This window comes from Aliivibrio friggae, assembly GCF_057368515.1.
The window spans coordinates 81,550-99,314 of record NZ_CM170649.1 but is presented as its reverse complement, the minus strand read 5'-3'; the positions used below and the strand labels follow the sequence as shown (position 1 = coordinate 99,314).

The window sequence follows — 17,765 nt, the reverse complement described above, 5'->3', positions numbered from 1 at the left end:
GTCTTAATATTGTAAGTGTTTTTTTATTTGTGGCTTGTAGTCAAAAGTATGATTAAAGACTAAACATGAACTAACATTACAACATGGATTCAATGTATTATTAACATGTTTTACTGTTGTATCAAGGGGTAAACATGAAAATACTTATAGGATTATTGTTATCAGTATCATTTTTCTCGCCTGTTTTACAAGCGGAAGAAGCTATAGTGACACCATATATTGTGGGTGGAATTGATGCTGATGTAGCAAATTACCCATTTATGGCTTCATTAATGTTTGAGTATGAAAGCCAACCGAATACGATTTATCCTTTTTGTGGTGGGTCTGTGTTAGATGCAACTCATATATTAACAGCGGCACATTGTGTTTATGATATTTCTGATTTTAATATTGCAAATACTAAAGTTGCGATAGATGCTAATAATGCGCCAGAGATGTTTGCTGTTCAGCGGGTCGCAGTTAAAAATATTTATTATCCTAGTAATTATGATAATTCAACACTAATTAATGATGTAGCGGTACTAGAGCTATCTCAGCCTCTGCCAACTTATGCTTTAATTAAGAAGGTGAGTTTGAGTACTTCTGATGATCAAGAGCTATATCAAGATGAGAATCAGGTTTTGACTATTGTTGGTTATGGACGTTTAAGTACTAGTCAGAAGAACCCTGATTTACAATTTATGGAAGCATCGGTTAATTATGTTAGTTCTGAAAATTGTGGTTCATGGCAGGGAATTACGATTACAGATAAATTAATTTGTACCAAAGGTAAAGAGCCAGATCCACCCATTAGTGATTCAGACTTAGTGACCGCGACTTGCCAAGGAGACTCTGGTGGGCCATTGATTTGGAATAATAAACAAATAGGAATTGTGAGTTTTGGCCCAGGAACTTGTGGGGATAAAAATGTTGCTGCTCAATCGGTTTTTACGGATGTTAGTCAATATAAGGATTGGATCCTTCAGGCGCAGAGGGGAGAGATCGCGCCAACGACTTCGGCGACAGCAAGTAGTGGGAGTTCTGGTGGGGCGCTCACCTTTGGAAGTTTACTTGCATTATACATCTTTGGTTTTTCCCGTCGTAAATTAAGTTAACAATAGCGTTCAGGTGATAAAAAAGGACAACTCGTGATGAGGTGTCCTTTTTAGTATTTAAAGAGAAAGTAAATTAAATGTATTGTAAAACAAGACTGTTCCATGATTTTTTCTGCTGTTCAAACTGCAATTTAATTTGCTTATGTTGAACACTAAGAACCGCTAGCTCATATTTTTTCGATAAGTCATTTTTCTTATTATCAAGAAGCTGTTTTTTCGAATCGTAATATTCTGACATACGTTCAATCAACGCATCATACTCTGCTTCTAAATGTTCTTTAACGGCATGATAATTATGGAGTGATGCAATTTTATCTTCTGCTTTCTTACGTAACATAAGGGCTTTAGCTTTTTCTATTTTAGCTTGAGGGCTAACTCGTAACTTCGTGGTTAAGCCAAACCATGAACAGCTTTTAATAAACCATTTTGTAGGATCATATTGCCACCAGTAAATACCGTTACGATAATCATTTTCAAAAATGTGGTGGTAATTATGGTACCCCTCACCAAAAGTAAATACTGCTAAAATGCCATTATCACGCGCAGTGTTTTTTTCAGTATAAGGCTGAGAGCCCCAAATATGAGCAAGTGAGTTGATAAAGAAAGTTGTGTGATGACTTAATACTAAACGTACTGCACCAACCATAAGCAGCATTCCTATAATGTCTCCGTAGATAATGCCAAGAAGCACTGGAATACCAATGTTCATAAGAAGAGCTAACGGTACATAATGATTATGTTGCCACATTACTACGGTATCTTTTTGTAGATCACGGCAATTAGCGTAATCGTTATAAGTTGCAGGTTGGTAGTGACGTAGCATCCACCCTATATGTGAGTACCAAAACCCACGTTTGGCTGAATAAGGGTCTTTGTCATTATTATCTACATGACGGTGATGAACACGATGATCCGAAGACCAATGCAGAGCACTATTTTGTAGTGCAAATGCGCCACCTAAAGCAAAAATAAAGCGTAAGGCAGGGTGAGCATTATAAGCTTTATGAGACCATAAACGATGATAACCTGCCGTAATAGATAGGTTACAAAAACTGAAAGCGACTAATAGCCAGATCCAATGTTCACTACCTAAGCCATTGTAATAGGCGTAAAGAGGGGTAGCGACTAAAGCGAGTAATAAACTTGATGTAAATATAAATACATTTAACCAAATAATAGGTGGTTTTGATCCTTGATGCATAATAAATATTCCATTTAAGCGTACAGTTGTGCGCTAGAATAGTTTGTGTGGATATTTTAGTCAAGAAAAGGTAGTGATGAATATGTAACAAATGTGATTTATCGCAATCATGCTTATGTTTCATGTGTTCATAAATTAAATAAAGAAGAGAAAACTTGATATAATTCGAACTCAATTGGTTAGATAGAAGTAAAGAAGAATGAAAATCACTTTTTCAGAAGGCGATATAATTGCAAATCAGCATGAATTGGTTATTCGATTAAATAATACATCTAGAATTACAGTGCAGGCAGAGATAGATGCACTGACTTTAATTGGTGGTGCTAATGTAATAAGTGCAGTGGGAAGTGGTATGAAGTGGTCGATTAAGCTTGATAATAGTGAGCAACTAGAGCTTCTTGCTCAAGAAATTGGAGTTGCTATCGAGTTTTATTAACAACAGTTTTCAGTATGTATTTGACTAGGCAGAACAATTTGGTTTTTACCTTGTTGTTTTGCTTTATACATGTTGTTATCTGCGTCTTGAATTAATGCTTCAATATTACAATGTTTAGGTGAACAGATACTGATACCAATGCTTACGGTAACGGTATGCTGATTTCCTGAAAATTCATAGCGTTCTTTTTCACATTCGAGAAGAATACGTTTTGCAAGTGCGTAGGCTTGTTCTTTATCTTGGTGTGGTAGAAATATAATAAACTCCTCGCCGCCCCAGCGTCCGACTAAACCTGAATTGCTAATGATCGTTTTACATAATTGAGAAAAGCGTTTAATCACTTCATCGCCGGCATAATGACCAAATTGATCATTAATAAGCTTAAAGTTATCAATATCAATCAATAGGCATGTTTCTGAAGGGCAAGATGAAGTCGGTGTTTTTTTAGCTATTTTTTCTGAAATAGCTCGGCGATTTAAAAGCCCGGTTAAATCATCATGTGATGCTTGGTATTTAATTTGTCTTTCTAAATTATGTTTTTCTGTTACATCAATCATTGAACTTTGAACGGCGGGCTCACCATCCCAATTGATCACACTCTCAAATAAGTGAAAGTAGCGTAGCTCACCATCAAATGCGATATTTTCAACAATTGAATTCGTAGATTTTACTTTTCCAGTAATCAGATCTTGATAACGATTTTTAGCATTATTGTGGTTATGCTCTGGGATAATATGCATGAAGTTATCTAGAGCCATTACTTCAGCAACAGATTTTGCTCTGATGATTTCAACAAAAGAAGGATTGATCATCAATGGTTTAAAGTCTCTATGAACAAGGATACCTTGTAATGAATTCCAAATGAGGTCTTTATATTTTTGTTCTTGCTCTAAAATTTGTTGATTGGCATGGTCGATCATTGACATATCAATAACCGTAATTTGAAGCGCAGATTCACCTTCCCATTTAATAACATGGTCAACCGTTAATACTGAGAATATTTGGCCATGAACATTTTGATTCACACAGGAGCGAACTTTCGGCTGTTCTTTGCCTGACATAACGTCGTTATAGGCTTGTTGGGCTGCACAATGAAACTTTGGGTCAATGATATCGAACAAAGAATTAAGGTTCATTACAGCATCAGTAGAATCGAAACCAAACATTTGAGCGTATTTTTCATCTGCATAAAGCGGAAAAAAATCACGGTGAACAACTACGCCATAGGTCGAATCAATATGTATTGGTTTCATTGCGCACTCTGTTTATGTACCTAAACATCCATGCTATACCTTTGTTAAGTTTAAAGAAACCCAAAAAGATAAATTAAAGTGTGATGGCTGTAGTATTAATAACGCAGAAAAAAGAATAAGACTTATTAATTGAATTTCCGCTTCAATTTTTAAAACCCAGACGCTATCTTAATTTTCAAAAGTAGTTATTTCCATATTTGACAGATACAAAAAAGGCATCGTCTTTCGACAATGCCTTCGTTGATGTTGGCGGAGCGGACGGGACTCGAACCCGCGACCCCCGGCGTGACAGGCCGGTATTCTAACCAACTGAACTACCGCTCCAATTTTTAAAACCCAGACTCTATCTGAATTTTGAAAAGTGGTGGAGGGATAGGGATTTGAACCCTAGAACCGCTATTAACGGTTGCCGGTTTTCAAGACCGGTGCTTTCGACCACTCAGCCATCCCTCCAATGCCGAGAATAATAGTCAGCTTTGATTTTTATGTAAAGCATTTTTTGAAAAAAAGAAGTTAACCGTTTAAAAAATAAACGTTATTCTGCATTTTTCTCTACATCGACTAAATAATCACCTTCTAACCAGTTACGACCGATTAAAAGTTTGTAATCTAACTTACTTCTATCACGCAGATTTACTGCTATTTTTTTATCTTTTCCATCAAATGCTAAATGCATTCTAACGGCATAACGGCGTTCAACGCCTTGAGCATTACGAATTTTACTTACCTTAATAATACGACCTGTATGTTCAGAAGCTTCGTTATTTTCATTGTAAGTTGTGAACTTTACGGTATCACCTAAATGATCACGCATATCTTCACTTTCATCTTTTTTTCCAAGAATCTCAATATTAGTTGCATGGATTGAAGTGGTCGCTGCCCCTGTATCAATACGAGCTTGGTAATTAGAGTCTAATTCTTTGATATGGATGGTTTCAATTTGGCCTACGATGGTTTTATTAGAGCATGATTCTGCAGCAAAACTGGAAGTAGAAAGTAACAATAAGCATGTAGAGAGGATTAGTTTTTTCATGGATGCCTTTTATTGTAAGTTTGATGAAATGAAAAGTATCGGTAAATAATAGACGTTTAAATCTGAATTGAGTTCAATGGTATGTAAAGAATAGGACAGATTTATGCAAAAAATGAAATAAACAGCGGTAGCCGTAATTGGTTACCGCTGTACTATGGGGGTTAAGCGTTTTGAGATCTATTTTTCATAATAGAACCAATAATCGCCAATGTAATAATACCAACGATGGTTAATAGTGAAATTACAGTAGGTACTTCATATGCAGTACCAACCAAGAACATCTTAATACCGATGAAACTTAGAATAAATGCTAAAGCAGGTTGTAAGTAGCAGAACTTATCTAACATGCCTTGAAGAACAAAATACAAAGAGCGCAAACCTAATAATGCAAACACATTTGCAGCAAACACTAAGAAAGGTTCTTGAGTGATAGCAAATATTGCAGGGATAGAATCTAGCGCAAACATAATGTCTGTAAACATAATAACAATTACAACTAACAGTAAAGGCGTTGCTATCGTTTTTCCGTTTATTTTTGTAAGTAATTTATGACCGTCGTACTTGTCATCAAATGGAATGTATTTTTTCGCAAACATGACTAATTTTGATGATGAGAAATCACTGTTCTCTTCGGTATTCGCAAACCACAGTTTAACACCCGTGATGATTAAGAATACGGCGAAAATGTATAATATCCAATGGTATTGAGCTAATAACCCTGCACCAACAAAGATCATTACTGCACGTAACGCTAGTGCACCAATAATACCCCACAGTAAGATTCGAGGTCGGCTTGATTCAGGTACGGCAAATTGACTAAAGATTAATGCAAAGACGAATAGATTGTCCACGCTAAGCATTTTTTCAAGTAAGTAGCCTGTAATGAAGGCGATACTAGCGTCTTTCGCTGAATAGCTGCTTTCTGGTGCCATTAATGGCCAGTAAACATAAAGAGCTGCACAGAAAATGAAAGCAAGTACGAACCAGAAAAGTGACCACACTAAAGCTTTTTTTAAGCTAGGTGCTTCTTTTCTTGTTTGAAACATATCTAGAGCGAATAGAGCGAGAACAACGAAACCAAAAAGTTCCCAAGTTAACGGTGACATAATAATTCCTTACAAATAGGTGAAAGGAGTCCCGCTAAAATGAGTGAGTAAACCTTCCACCATAAACAATAAAATTAACGTTATGGTATTTGGTCTTGTCAAAGCGATTGGCATTCATTTGCCCACTTACAGATACCGGAAGCCAAGGCTTCGGGATGACGATATCTGAACAAGATTAAGTATTAAACCTTGTGACTACTCCCCAAGATCTGGATAGTAATCCTCATTTTTAAAATATACAAATAAAAATTACGCTATATGAAGTTAATTTATAAAATTGTAGTTTGTTTAAGTGTTTTTTTTGAAGATGCATCACAAATTTTTTTTCATGTTTTGGTCATTAATGTCGATAATAATAGGTGATATCAAAAATTTAGAATAATGGGGTAGCATGGATTGGATTCAAATCGCTGTCGTTGGGCTAGTTATTTTGCTCGTGTTAGTGTGTATTAATTTATTTTTCGCGAATAATAAACAGAAACAGAAACAGAAGCAGAAAGAACGCGATGAAAGTTCGTATCGTAGAGCATTGGCTGAGGCTCGGGCTACAGAACGCCAAGAGCGAGTGTATAAAGCACAGACAGGACATATATCAACTCAATTGTTTTTAGCGAAAGAAGCTGAAATGAACAATTTTGAAGAGTCGTTACATTGGTATGAAATGGCAGCAAAACTGGATAATAGTATAGCCATGCGTTCAGTGATCCGCCTGTGCGATAGTCGCCGTGAAAATGTAGAATTACGAGAAAAATCGGTTTTTTGGAGTAAGGTCGTAGCTGCTCAAGAAGGAGGGGCTGAAGAGAAGCTCGCTTTAGGTATTGCATTTTTGCAAGGTAATGGTACTGAAGCTAATGTTGAAAAAGGAATAAATCTAATTACAGAAGCTGCTGAATTAGATCATATCCCAGCTCAACTTTTTATTGCTGATTGGTATGTTGCAGAATCAAACCCACAGCCTAATGCTAAATTAGCTGCTGAGTGGAACTTACGAGCAGCGATGCTTGATAATATTGAAGCTCAAATTCGCATTGGTAAGCAGTATGCTGAAGGTCGAGGTGTAGCCGTTGATCCTAAAAAAGCAACGTATTGGTTAGAAGTCGCAGCGGAAGCCGGTGATGCTAAAGCGCAATATTTTGCGGGAGAAATGGGCGCAGACACTAATGAGAAAGGCAATTCTATTGCTTATATTTGGTTATGGTTAGCCGCAAAGAATGGTATTGAAGCAGCGGTTTCTCGACGTGATCATGTTGGGCATCTTGTCGGTGTTGATGCCGTGATTGGCTTGCAGAGCATGGCAAAACCTCTATTTGAAAAAATGGCCAGAGGTAAAGTAAAGAAACACATCATTATAAAGTCATTGGATAAGTTATATCAGCGTGAGAGCTATTTTCCTGATAGCAATGAGTTTGTGATTGGCTCTGGCTCAAAAGGTGAGCGACAAGAAGATCAGGATAAGGAACAAGAAGAGACTTCAAAACAACAAGACCAGACGTCGCCTCAATCAACAGTAAAAGAAGAGGCTAAAAAAGAGAGCTTGGACTTTAGCCAAACCAAAATGGATAGCAAAGCAAAATTTTAATCCATTTATCTTAATAACCTGTAATGAAAGGGACGCTTAATATTAGTGTCCCTTTTTTGTTTCTTGGTTAGGTTTTTTAATTGCCAGTTTTACTGATATGAAAAAAGAATAGGGCAGTGATCCGTCAGTTGGTATTTTTTCACATCCGATTGCTCGAAAACTTGTTGGGTTACAGTGATCGCTTCTGGTGATAGATTAGAAATACCATGGTCAATTAAACGAGTAAACGTGGTGTATTTAGGCCAACCTCGCTTCCACTGTTTTGCAGTGCAGCTTCCTTTGGTATTTTCGGTTAACAGCATTGGCGTTTTTATCGTTTGTTTATCGATATTTTTCCATAACCAACTTCTTGGGTGAGCAAGGGTATTATTGAAGTCCCCTAAAATTAAATACTTGTCGTTGTTCTCTTCTCGTTCATTCATCCAGTCTGTTAATTCTTCGGTTTGTTGCTCTAAAGTAGAACACGCATAGTTATTTTTCTTTTGCCCCATACATCCCGCTTTTAGGTGTACAGATAGAAGGTGAAGAGGTTGGTTATCTATGCTCGCGATAACATAAGTAGCATAGCGTAATTTACTGCTTTTCTTATTAGGTAAAAGAGAAAAATCATTAGGGTCATTGACTGAAATTGACCGATGAATTGCAAATCCGGTGTACTGGTTAATACCATCAAATTGCTGTTTAGAGTTAGAAGAGCGATCGGAAATGAAAATTTGATAATCATTACCAACGACTTTTTGGATTGCTTTTATAGAATCGACTTCTTGAAAAGCCAAAATTTGACTATTTGACTGGGAAAAATAGTAACTTAATTGTTCAAAGTCTTGTTGGTATCTCTCCGAAGATTTAAATTTTTCATTAGGGTTAAGTGTTAGCCATTCCATGTTCCAGGTCGAAAATGTGATCGCGTTACTAGTAAATGAGCTAAAAATAAGGATACAAAAACTAAAAAAGTGAGTAATTCGTTGATTCATAAGTCCTCCAGAAATCGCAAGCAGTTTAATTAAAAAATCCATAGATAGCACACAAAAAAATGTATCATTTTCATACATTGCAGCAAAGTTGAGAACAATTTAAAAGCAGTGGCGAAACTAGAATCACCCATAAAACTAGCTTGATCTAGATCAAAGTATTTTATTCGTAGATCGAGCTTAATACACCACATCTTGTGTTAGTTGATCTAATGCACCCACTATTTAGTATTTGGAGCCATTGTGAATATCACTGTAATCAAACGAGACGGAAGCCGCGCAGCCTATAAGAACTCTCGTATTATTGACGCAATTAAAGGCGCGTCAGAGCAGGTAACACCTGAGATTGAAAGTTATGCACAGTTAGTGGCCCATGCTGTAGAAGTGGCTCTACAGGATAAGAAAGAAGTCGGTATTCGCCAGATCCAAGATTTGGTTGAAAATGAATTAATGCAAGGACCACATAAAGTATTAGCGCGTGCTTATATTGAATATCGTCATGACCGTGATATCGCTCGTGAGAAAATCAGTGTACTAAATAAAGAAATCAGTGGTCTGATTGAACAAAGCAATGCTGAACTGCTTAATGAGAACGCGAATAAAGACGGTAAAGTTATCCCAACACAGCGTGATTTACTTGCTGGTATTGTGGCAAAACACTATGCAACACGTCATATTTTACCTCGTGATATTGTACAAGCACATGAGCGTGGAGAGATCCATTACCATGATTTAGATTACGCACCGTTCTTCCCAATGTTCAACTGTATGCTGATCGACTTAAAAGGCATGTTAACAGGTGGCTTTAAAATGGGTAATGCCGAAATCGACACGCCAAAATCGATTGCGACAGCAACAGCGGTAACTGCACAAATTATTGCACAAGTAGCAAGCCATATTTACGGTGGCACAACTATCAACCGTATTGATGAAATTCTTGCGCCATACGTAACTGTGAGTTATGAAAAAGCGAAGAAATTGGCTGAAAAATGGAACATTGCAGATGCTGAAGCATTTGCTCAAGCACAAACAGAAAAAGAGTGTTACGACGCATTCCAATCTTTAGAATATGAAGTAAATACACTGCATACAGCGAACGGACAAACCCCTTTTGTTACTTTTGGTTTTGGCTTAGGTACAACGTGGGAATCTAAATTGATCCAACGTTCTATTTTAGCGAACCGTATTGCTGGTTTAGGTAAAAACCGTAAAACAGCGGTATTCCCTAAATTAGTCTTCGCTATTCGTGATGGTTTGAATCATAAAAAATCAGATCCACATTACGATATTAAAGAGCTTGCGCTTGAGTGTGCATCAAAGCGTATGTACCCAGACATTCTTAACTACGACAAAGTAGTTGAAGTGACAGGTTCATTCAAAACCCCAATGGGTTGCCGCAGCTTCCTAGACGTTTATGAAGAAAATGGTGAGCAAATCCATGATGGTCGTAACAACATTGGCGTGATCAGCTTAAATCTTCCTCGTGTAGCGATTGAAGCAAGAGGTGATGTTACCGAATTCTATAAATTGCTTGATGATCGTCTACTTCTTTGTCGTCGTGCATTAGAAACACGTATTTCTCGCTTAGAAGGTGTGAAAGCTCGCGTTGCTCCTATCCTTTATATGGAAGGTGCGTGTGGTGTTCGTTTGAAACCAGATGATGACATTATCAACATCTTCAAAAATGGTCGCGCGTCTGTATCTCTCGGCTACATTGGTGTACATGAAACGATTGAAGCACTATTTGGCAGTGATGATCACTTATATGACAATGCTGAGCTTCAAGCAAAAGCATTAGAAATCATTCAATACCTAAAAGATGCAGTAGAAATTTGGACAAAAGAAACGGGTTTTGGTTTTAGTCTTTATGGAACGCCAAGTGAAAACTTATGTTCTCGCTTCTGTAAGCTTGATAACACCCAATTCGGTGTGATTGATAAAGTGACAGACAAAGGCTACTACACCAATAGCTTCCATTTAGATGTACAAAAAACAGTAAACCCATACGACAAAATTGATTTTGAAATGCCTTACCCTGAGATTTCAAGTGGTGGCTTTATTTGTTATGGGGAATTCCCTAACATGCAACGCAATATTGAAGCGTTAGAAAACGTATGGGATTACAGCTACAGCCGTGTGCCTTATTATGGAACAAACACACCAATTGATGAGTGTTATGAGTGTGGTTACACCGGTGAGTTTGAGTGTACAAGCAAAGGCTTTACGTGCCCTAAATGTGGTAATCATGACTCAACCAAAGTATCAGTAACACGTCGTGTTTGTGGTTACTTAGGCAGTCCAGATGCACGTCCATTTAACTTTGGTAAGCAAGAAGAAGTTCAACGCCGAGTGAAGCATTTATAATGAATTATCACGTCTATCATTCGATTGATGTGATTAACGGACCGGGTACGCGTTGTACCCTGTTTGTTTCTGGTTGTGAGCACAACTGTAAAGGGTGCTACAACAAGGCCACATTAAATCCAAATTCGGGGCATCTTTTTTGTCAGCAGTTAGAAGATAAGATCATTGCTGACTTGAACGATACACGTATTTATCGTCGAGGATTGTCGTTATCTGGTGGTGACCCGCTGCATCCAATGAACTGCGAATCGGTCCTTAAGTTAGTCAAACGCGTTAAATCTGAATGTGAAAATAAAGACATTTGGATGTGGACGGGTTACGAATTAAACGAGCTTAATGAGACACAAAAAGAGATAGTGGCTCTGATTGATACACTCATTGATGGTCGCTTTGAACAAGATAAAGCCGATCCGTCATTGGAATGGCGTGGTTCGAGCAATCAAATTATTCATACAATTAATGTTTTGTAAGAAAAATGTGAAAAACTAAACAATAAACCGTGATATTTTCCTATCTGAATGGTAATTTAAATACATTACAGATCATAAGGATATGAAAATATGCTGCAAAATATAGCGACTCCAGCTAAAGATCCCATTCTTTCTCTTTCTATTGAATACCGTGCTGACGATCGTGACAACAAAGTCGATCTCGGCATTGGTGTTTATCGTAATGACCAAGGTCAAACTCCAATCATGAAAGCGGTGAGCGATTCAGCAAAAGCTATCGCTGCAGAGCAAACCACAAAAGCCTATGTTGGCCTTGCTGGTTGTGAAGTGTTTAACCAAAGTATGGTTGATTTACTGCTACGTGACACCTCTGCTTATGAACGTGTTTCTGCCATTCAAACCCCAGGGGCGAGTGGTGCCTTACGTATGCTGGCTGATCTGATTAAATCAACAGAGCCTGATGCAACGGTTTGGATAAGTAACCCAAGTTATATCAATCATCAACCAATCATGGAAGCTGCTGGCTTAAAGGTTAAGCACTACAATTACTTTAATCCTGCAACAAAACAAGTCGATAGTGCAGCGATGCTGGCTGATCTTGCGAAAGCTGGTCCTAAAGATATTATTTTGCTTCACGGCTGCTGTCATAATCCAACGGGGGCGGATATTCGTCTTTCAGATTGGATTACCATTACAGAATTAGCGCTAAAGAATGGTTTTATTCCGTTTGTAGATATTGCCTACCAAGGTTTTGGTGATGGCTTAGAAGCTGATGCCGCAGGTCTGCGTTTTATGGCTGACCGCGTTCCTCAAATGTTTATTGCTACCTCATGTTCGAAAAACTTTGGTTTATACCGTGAGCGTACTGGCGCTGCGATGGTTATTGCTGCCAATATCGAAATAGCTATGAATACCAAAGCAAAACTTCTACAAATGGCACGTGCTACTTATACCATGCCACCCGATCATGGTGCTGCGATTGTTGGTCGGATCTTAAATGATGAAGCATTAACGTTATCATGGCGTACAGAGTTAGATGAGATGCAAAAACGACTATTAAGTTTGCGTACTGATCTTTGTGCGGCATTACGTGATGAAACACAATCAACAGACTTTGACGTTATTGAACAGCATAAAGGCATGTTCTCTGTTATTGGTTTCAACCCTAATCAGATGGCAAGTTTAAAATCTGAACATGGTATTTATGCCGTAGGTGATGGACGCATTAATATTGCGGGTATGCAAAAGCAGCATATTGATTATATTGCAAAATCTGTAGCCTCTGTTGCAAATAAGTAACAGATATTTTTGAGATATTCACTATACTAAAATAGATGATTATAAATAAGACAGTAAAGGAAAACGCATGAAGATAACAAAAAAGTGGTCAACGTTACTTTTACCTATTTTGCTTGCTGGTTGTATGTCTACAACAGCAACAACGACACCTGATGAGACGGCAGATAAGCCAGCGGTAGAGCAACCAGCTACTCCTGAAAAAAATCCAGAAGTAAAACCAGAACAGAAGCCGCAAGTAGATCCAAAGCCACCAGTTAAGAAGCCAGATGCTACAAGTTTAAAAACCGCAGATGGTAAATTGATTTTAGGTGAAGAAGAGTGGATGTACATCAAAGCCATTAATCATAATGCTAAGGCTCGTGTAGATACAGGAGCAACAACATCGTCAATCTCTGCAATTGATATTGAAATGTTTGAGCGTGATGGAAAAGATTGGGTTAAGTTTAAACTGGCTCATAGTGGTAATGAGACCAAGGAATTTGAATCGCCTGTTTCTCGTATTGTAACGATTCGACAATCGAGTACTGAAGAGAGAACAGATCGCCCAGTGATTGAAGCTTGGGTTCAAATTGGTGATTTAAAAACTCAGACAGAGTTCACGTTGAATGATCGTACACATATGACTTTCCCTGTATTACTGGGTAGAACTTTCTTCCGTGATGTTGCGGTTGTCGATGTTAGTAAAAAGTTTGTTCAACCAAAAGTGAAATTAGCTAAATAGCTTGAATAAACTATTTGAACTAAAAACGCCCAAAGATAATCTTTGGGCGTTTTTTTGGCTAGTTAAAACAGTTTGTAGTTGGAGGCGTTTTGATGTTCTCTAAGTGATTGCAGTAATGCAATCTGTTTATAGATAACATAGTAACGGCTGATATTAGCCACATAGTGAACAGGCTCCTTACTTACATACTTTCTAGCCATGATCTCCACATTATTAAACCAGACATTAGGATTATAGCCGTGCTTTACCGCCATTCTACGCATTTTTCTGACATTAGCAGGGCCCGCATTGTAAGCTGCTAATGAAAAATACATTTGATTTTCTTTGGTTATTTCTGGTTTTAAGAAGTAGCGTTTATGAACAAAGTCCATATATTTTACACCAGCATGAATGTTATTTTCTAACTGTCTGAAATTCTTTATGTTTATATAAGGTTCCTTGGCTGTTTTAGGTAGTACCTGCATAATCCCTACCGCACCCATATGAGAAACAAGTCGATTGTTAAATCGTGATTCTTGATAAGCTTGAGCCGAAATCATTAACCAATCGAATTGATATTGATCCGCATATTGCTCGAATAAAAGAGCTAGGCTGTTAAATTGTTTAACTGTTTTGGGATTAAGTGCATTTTTAAGCCACTTGGTATTATCAAGGTATTTATTATAAATAACATTTCCTAGAAAAGAGCCTTGTTTAATTTTCTTTACGTATTTATTAACCGCTACTTTTAATTGAGGGCTATCTTTTCTTATTGCCCAACCAATATTTGCATCAGTGCGGATTGGGAGTGATTTATTGATCGTGATATTGTCCATTATTTTTGTCCACAATTGTGATTTGTGGCTATCAATAACAGTAATAGGAAGGATATCTTGATTTATCATCTCCATTAATTCGTAATCTTGAAGATTCTCTTCGATAAATTGAACATGTACAGGAGGAAGCCCTTTTTCTGATAAGGTTTTATTAATAACCTGTAAACTTTCAAAATAACTCGAACTTGCTCGAACCCAGACTTCTTTTCCTGATAGGTCATCGAAAGAAGTAATCGTCGGGACTGATTTTGAGGTCACAAGCCACTCTTGGCTGTTACTGATGATAGGGTCACTAAAATCCACATATTTTAAACGCTGTGGTGTAATGGTTAAATTAGCGACGGCAATATCCCCAAAGCCAGCTTCGAGCGCATCAAAAAGATCATCCCGTGGAATTGGGATAACTTGAACATTGACATGAATTTTATTTTTACGTAAATGTAATTCAAAATGGTGAAGAAACTCAGCAATAATTCCTTTAGGCTGGCCTTTTTCAATGTAGTAGAAACCAAGATCGGCTGAAACAAGAACTCTGACAGTTCCTTTCTTTTTTAAACTATCAAGATCACCAGTATATGGAACCTGAGCCAGAGGTGATAATTCAAGGGAGAAAGCTAAGCTTGGAATTAATAGCAATAATACAATAAAACTACGTAACAGATTCATGTCGAAATATCCTTTTTAACAACATAATAACAAATTAGTGTTAAAAAGAAGTGAAATCAAGTGTTTTTATATTAATGGAGTAAGGTTTCTATTTATGAAACAAAAAACCAGCGCATATTAGGAATCATGCACTGGCTTTGTTGGTTATTTACTTAGATATCAGTATTTAAATAAATGAACTTGATTATTTAGTTGCTTAGCAATGCTACGCAGCTCTTCTGATAATTTTTGTGAATTATCAGCTTGATGTGACATTTGATCGGACACATCGTTAGCTGATTGGATATTCTTACTAACCTCATCAGTAACCGTTCTTTGCTCTGCGGCAGCACTTGAGATTTGAATCGCCATATCTGAAATTTGGGTAATAGAAATCGCAATTTCTTCTAATGCGTGAGTTGCATTATTAGCATCATCTACACTAGATTGAGCGAAGCTTTTGCTTTCATCCATACTTTGAACAGCATTTTCAGTATTGCGCTGCAGTGTTTCGATCATATTACGGATCTCATCCGTTGAACTGTGAGTTCGTTGGGATAAAACACGAACCTCATCAGCAACGACAGCAAAACCACGACCTTGTTCACCTGCTCGTGCTGCTTCAATTGCGGCATTAAGTGCAAGTAGGTTGGTTTGCTCAGCAATATCGCGAATTGTCGAAAGAATGGTATTAATATCTTGTGCGTTTTTATCTAGCTCTTGGATAATACCTGATGCGTTGTCTACTTGGTTAGCAAGGTTAGTAATTGATTCCTGATTACGCATGATAACTAATTTACCTTGCTCGCAATTCTCAGTTGAACTGACCGCAGAATCTGCCGTCATTTGCGCGTTGTTAGCAACTTCTTGAGCTGTCGCTGACATTTCATGAACAGCAGTAGCGATTTGTGAAATTTCATTTAATTGAATAGTTAAACCATCATTAGTTTGACGGGCTACTTTTGTACTCACTTTTGACTGTGAATCCAACTCTGACGAAGAGGTTGCGATATCTTTCACTATGGATTGAAGTTTTTCAACAAAACCATTGACGTGAGTGGCTAATATTCCTATTTCATCTTTAGAATTAACTTCAATGCGTTGTGTTAAGTCGCCATTACCATTTGCCAGATCTTCCATTGCTTTGCTTAATGTATTTAAAGGGGCTAATGCGTGCTTAATTAAGAACATAGCAAGAATGGCAATGATAGCGATTTGAAGTAATGTCATTATTGTAGAATCGCGTAATACGCTTCTAACTGAGGCAAAGGCTTGCTGCTTATTAACAACAACAATGAAATACCAATCAGTTTGAGGTACTTTTGCAGCAGTTAAAAAAGCATCGCTACCATAAACATTAACTTCGGTTTGAGAGTGGTTCGTTGCAAGTTGTTGGATTCGACTTAATGAGAAATCATTACCAAGTGCAGAAATAGATTTCATGGTCATGTTTCTATCAGGATGGGCAACAAAGTTGCCGTTGCCATCAATTAGGAATGCAGAAACACCATCTTGGTTAATAGCTAAAATATCATCAACAATAGATTGAATGCTAACGTCGGCACCAATAACACCACGATAACCATTAGTACTAAATGCTTTCGCAATAGTTACAACAAGATCGCCATTACCGGCATCAACATAAGGACTGGTAACTATGGTATTTGTTGTCGAAGAAGCTTCTTTATACCAACCGCGTTGACGCGGGTCGTATCCTGCAGGGACAGGATTATCATCATTGCTCTGAAAAAACTCGCCAGTGTCTAAACCTGCGTAGTTAATTATAAAGTGGCCAGCTCTTTGAGCTTGGTTAAAATAACTGATAGGGATAGCTGAATGAGAAAAAGCATTAGTGGATGCTTCAACAATATTAGTACGACCGCTTATCCATTTATCAAGCCCTGAAACACTTACTTTAGTAATTGCTGCTGAAAACTGATTCACTGAGCGATAGGTTTCATCAAGTAGTTGACGTCCAGTCATTACTGTTTGAATTGATGCCATCACTAGGATGACAATCACAAACATTAATGTGAGTTTGTTTTTGATTGAAATATTTTTCAGCATATTAAGACCACAGATATTAGTTACGCATAAGAATTTGGCGCAATATATAACACGTATCTATTGATATACTGTTATAACTAGTTCTATCAATAGCTAATAATGTGATCTAAGTTGTGTAATAATGTAGTTAGAATGTAAATCTGGCAGTCATCATCATTTGACCACCATAAACACCGCTAAATTTAGCCTCAGCACCAACAGATAACTGCTCCGTTGAATGAAAACGAAAATGCACGCTACCGATATCTTTACTTACGTCACTATTAAATAGCTGTCCATATTTAGCGCCAACTTCAATTTGTTGCATTAACCAAACTCGAAGACCAATATTTACTTCAGTGAGCATTTCATCACCAAATTTGTCACTTGATTTGTCTTTTACGTTATGAAGCAATAGTTGACCATAAATATCAGCAAATTCATTAATAGGTCCATTAAAACCAATACCACCATTGATATCCCAGTCACCTTCAAATTTACTTTCAATTTGCCCTACGAGGTGAGAATTTTCAGTAAATTGTTGGTTAATTTGAGCACCAAATGTACCAGGGCTCGTACCTACTCGGGCTTCAAAAAAACTGTAAGGGAAGTTATTGGCCATTGCTGTTGACGAAGATAGCATGGTTGCCAATATGAGAGCCTTTTTGATGTACTTAGTTGATTCCATAACTTATTAACCTAACATTCATGAATTTTATCTATGAAAAAGCCTGCAAAATGCAGGCCAAGTTA

The 17,765-nt window shown here is 37.4% G+C and carries 15 protein-coding genes and 2 tRNA genes; 7 read left to right on the top strand and 10 right to left on the bottom strand.

All coding sequences use genetic code 11. The features are described 5' to 3' along the window. Window positions 1-134: 134 nt before the first annotated feature. On the top strand, window positions 135-1,094 hold the full coding sequence (locus AC2INI_RS14150) for a S1 family peptidase (protein ID WP_122032072.1): 960 nt from the start codon (window positions 135-137) through the stop codon (window positions 1,092-1,094). Between the two features lie 73 nt (window positions 1,095-1,167). Here AC2INI_RS14150 and AC2INI_RS14145 read toward each other — a convergent pair whose 3' ends face one another. Beyond that, window positions 1,168-2,295, bottom strand: coding sequence for an acyl-CoA desaturase (locus AC2INI_RS14145; RefSeq protein WP_486306150.1), 1,128 nt, complete (start codon window positions 2,293-2,295; stop codon window positions 1,168-1,170). Window positions 2,296-2,494: 199 nt separating this feature from the next. Between AC2INI_RS14145 and AC2INI_RS14140 the strand changes: the two genes are divergently transcribed. Next, a complete protein-coding gene (locus tag AC2INI_RS14140) occupies window positions 2,495-2,731 on the top strand; it encodes a DUF3389 domain-containing protein (protein WP_486306149.1) in 237 nt (78 codons plus the stop codon). On the opposite strand, the gene AC2INI_RS14135 is transcribed toward AC2INI_RS14140, so the two are convergent. The 5 genes from AC2INI_RS14135 to AC2INI_RS14115 form a co-directional block, all read right to left on the bottom strand. Further along, window positions 2,728-3,984, bottom strand: coding sequence for a sensor domain-containing diguanylate cyclase (locus AC2INI_RS14135; protein WP_486306148.1), 1,257 nt, complete (start codon window positions 3,982-3,984; stop codon window positions 2,728-2,730). The two genes, AC2INI_RS14140 and AC2INI_RS14135, sit on opposite strands and share 4 nt — an antisense overlap. A 247-nt stretch (window positions 3,985-4,231) precedes the next feature. Continuing rightward, window positions 4,232-4,308 (bottom strand) — tRNA-Asp (locus tag AC2INI_RS14130). Window positions 4,309-4,346: 38 nt separating this feature from the next. Next, window positions 4,347-4,437, bottom strand: a tRNA-Ser gene (locus AC2INI_RS14125). 82 nt (window positions 4,438-4,519) lie between these two features. Then, entirely contained in the window at window positions 4,520-5,017 is a 498-nt protein-coding gene (locus AC2INI_RS14120; protein WP_122032068.1) for an ATP-dependent zinc protease family protein, read from the bottom strand. Between the two features lie 161 nt (window positions 5,018-5,178). Then, a complete protein-coding gene (locus AC2INI_RS14115) occupies window positions 5,179-6,123 on the bottom strand; it encodes a TerC/Alx family metal homeostasis membrane protein (protein WP_122032067.1) in 945 nt (314 codons plus the stop codon). 391 nt (window positions 6,124-6,514) lie between these two features. Between AC2INI_RS14115 and AC2INI_RS14110 the strand changes: the two genes are divergently transcribed. Further along, window positions 6,515-7,702, top strand: coding sequence for a tetratricopeptide repeat protein (locus tag AC2INI_RS14110; RefSeq protein WP_486306147.1), 1,188 nt, complete (start codon window positions 6,515-6,517; stop codon window positions 7,700-7,702). An 89-nt stretch (window positions 7,703-7,791) separates the two neighbouring features. On the opposite strand, the gene AC2INI_RS14105 is transcribed toward AC2INI_RS14110, so the two are convergent. Continuing rightward, window positions 7,792-8,718, bottom strand: a complete 927-nt coding sequence (locus AC2INI_RS14105; RefSeq protein WP_486306146.1) for an endonuclease/exonuclease/phosphatase family protein — start codon at window positions 8,716-8,718, stop codon at window positions 7,792-7,794. Window positions 8,719-8,916: 198 nt separating this feature from the next. On the opposite strand from AC2INI_RS14105, the gene nrdD reads away from it, so the two are divergent. The 4 genes from nrdD to AC2INI_RS14085 all read left to right on the top strand — a co-directional run bounded on the left by nrdD (window position 8,917) and on the right by AC2INI_RS14085 (window position 13,506). Next, complete coding sequence (nrdD, locus tag AC2INI_RS14100) at window positions 8,917-11,037, top strand: anaerobic ribonucleoside-triphosphate reductase (RefSeq protein WP_486306145.1); 2,121 nt, start codon at window positions 8,917-8,919, stop codon at window positions 11,035-11,037. Then, a complete protein-coding gene (gene nrdG / locus AC2INI_RS14095; RefSeq protein ID WP_122032063.1) occupies window positions 11,037-11,507 on the top strand; it encodes an anaerobic ribonucleoside-triphosphate reductase-activating protein in 471 nt (156 codons plus the stop codon). The genes nrdD and nrdG overlap by 1 nt, the downstream gene beginning before the upstream one ends. Window positions 11,508-11,597: 90 nt before the next feature. Beyond that, a complete protein-coding gene (locus AC2INI_RS14090; RefSeq protein WP_486306144.1) occupies window positions 11,598-12,785 on the top strand; it encodes an amino acid aminotransferase in 1,188 nt (395 codons plus the stop codon). A gap of 67 nt (window positions 12,786-12,852) precedes the next feature. Beyond that, entirely contained in the window at window positions 12,853-13,506 is a 654-nt protein-coding gene (locus AC2INI_RS14085; RefSeq protein ID WP_122032061.1) for an ATP-dependent zinc protease family protein, read from the top strand. A gap of 62 nt (window positions 13,507-13,568) precedes the next feature. On the opposite strand, the gene AC2INI_RS14080 is transcribed toward AC2INI_RS14085, so the two are convergent. The 3 genes from AC2INI_RS14080 to AC2INI_RS14070 form a co-directional block, all read right to left on the bottom strand. After that, a complete protein-coding gene (locus AC2INI_RS14080) occupies window positions 13,569-14,987 on the bottom strand; it encodes an MltF family protein (protein ID WP_486306143.1) in 1,419 nt (472 codons plus the stop codon). A 159-nt stretch (window positions 14,988-15,146) separates the two neighbouring features. After that, window positions 15,147-17,033, bottom strand: coding sequence for a methyl-accepting chemotaxis protein (locus tag AC2INI_RS14075; protein ID WP_486306142.1), 1,887 nt, complete (start codon window positions 17,031-17,033; stop codon window positions 15,147-15,149). A 127-nt stretch (window positions 17,034-17,160) separates the two neighbouring features. Beyond that, window positions 17,161-17,700, bottom strand: coding sequence for a hypothetical protein (locus tag AC2INI_RS14070; RefSeq protein ID WP_122032059.1), 540 nt, complete (start codon window positions 17,698-17,700; stop codon window positions 17,161-17,163). Between the last annotated feature and the right edge of the window lie 65 nt (window positions 17,701-17,765).

Excerpts from the sequence above, each read along its gene's own strand:
- AC2INI_RS14080 (WP_486306143.1), bottom strand. The coding sequence starts at position 14,987 with ATGAATCTGTTACGTAGTTTTATTGTATTATTGCTATTAATTCCAAGC.
- AC2INI_RS14070 (WP_122032059.1), bottom strand. The coding sequence starts at position 17,700 with ATGGAATCAACTAAGTACATCAAAAAGGCTCTCATATTGGCAACCATG.
- AC2INI_RS14110 (WP_486306147.1), top strand. The coding sequence starts at position 6,515 with ATGGATTGGATTCAAATCGCTGTCGTTGGGCTAGTTATTTTGCTCGTG.
- AC2INI_RS14120 (WP_122032068.1), bottom strand. The coding sequence starts at position 5,017 with ATGAAAAAACTAATCCTCTCTACATGCTTATTGTTACTTTCTACTTCC.
- nrdG (WP_122032063.1), top strand. The coding sequence starts at position 11,037 with ATGAATTATCACGTCTATCATTCGATTGATGTGATTAACGGACCGGGT.
- AC2INI_RS14140 (WP_486306149.1), top strand. The coding sequence starts at position 2,495 with ATGAAAATCACTTTTTCAGAAGGCGATATAATTGCAAATCAGCATGAA.
- AC2INI_RS14135 (WP_486306148.1), bottom strand. The coding sequence starts at position 3,984 with ATGAAACCAATACATATTGATTCGACCTATGGCGTAGTTGTTCACCGT.
- AC2INI_RS14105 (WP_486306146.1), bottom strand. The coding sequence starts at position 8,718 with ATGGATTTTTTAATTAAACTGCTTGCGATTTCTGGAGGACTTATGAAT.
- AC2INI_RS14145 (WP_486306150.1), bottom strand. The coding sequence starts at position 2,295 with ATGCATCAAGGATCAAAACCACCTATTATTTGGTTAAATGTATTTATA.
- AC2INI_RS14075 (WP_486306142.1), bottom strand. The coding sequence starts at position 17,033 with ATGCTGAAAAATATTTCAATCAAAAACAAACTCACATTAATGTTTGTG.
- AC2INI_RS14090 (WP_486306144.1), top strand. The coding sequence starts at position 11,598 with ATGCTGCAAAATATAGCGACTCCAGCTAAAGATCCCATTCTTTCTCTT.
- AC2INI_RS14115 (WP_122032067.1), bottom strand. The coding sequence starts at position 6,123 with ATGTCACCGTTAACTTGGGAACTTTTTGGTTTCGTTGTTCTCGCTCTA.
- AC2INI_RS14150 (WP_122032072.1), top strand. The coding sequence starts at position 135 with ATGAAAATACTTATAGGATTATTGTTATCAGTATCATTTTTCTCGCCT.
- AC2INI_RS14085 (WP_122032061.1), top strand. The coding sequence starts at position 12,853 with ATGAAGATAACAAAAAAGTGGTCAACGTTACTTTTACCTATTTTGCTT.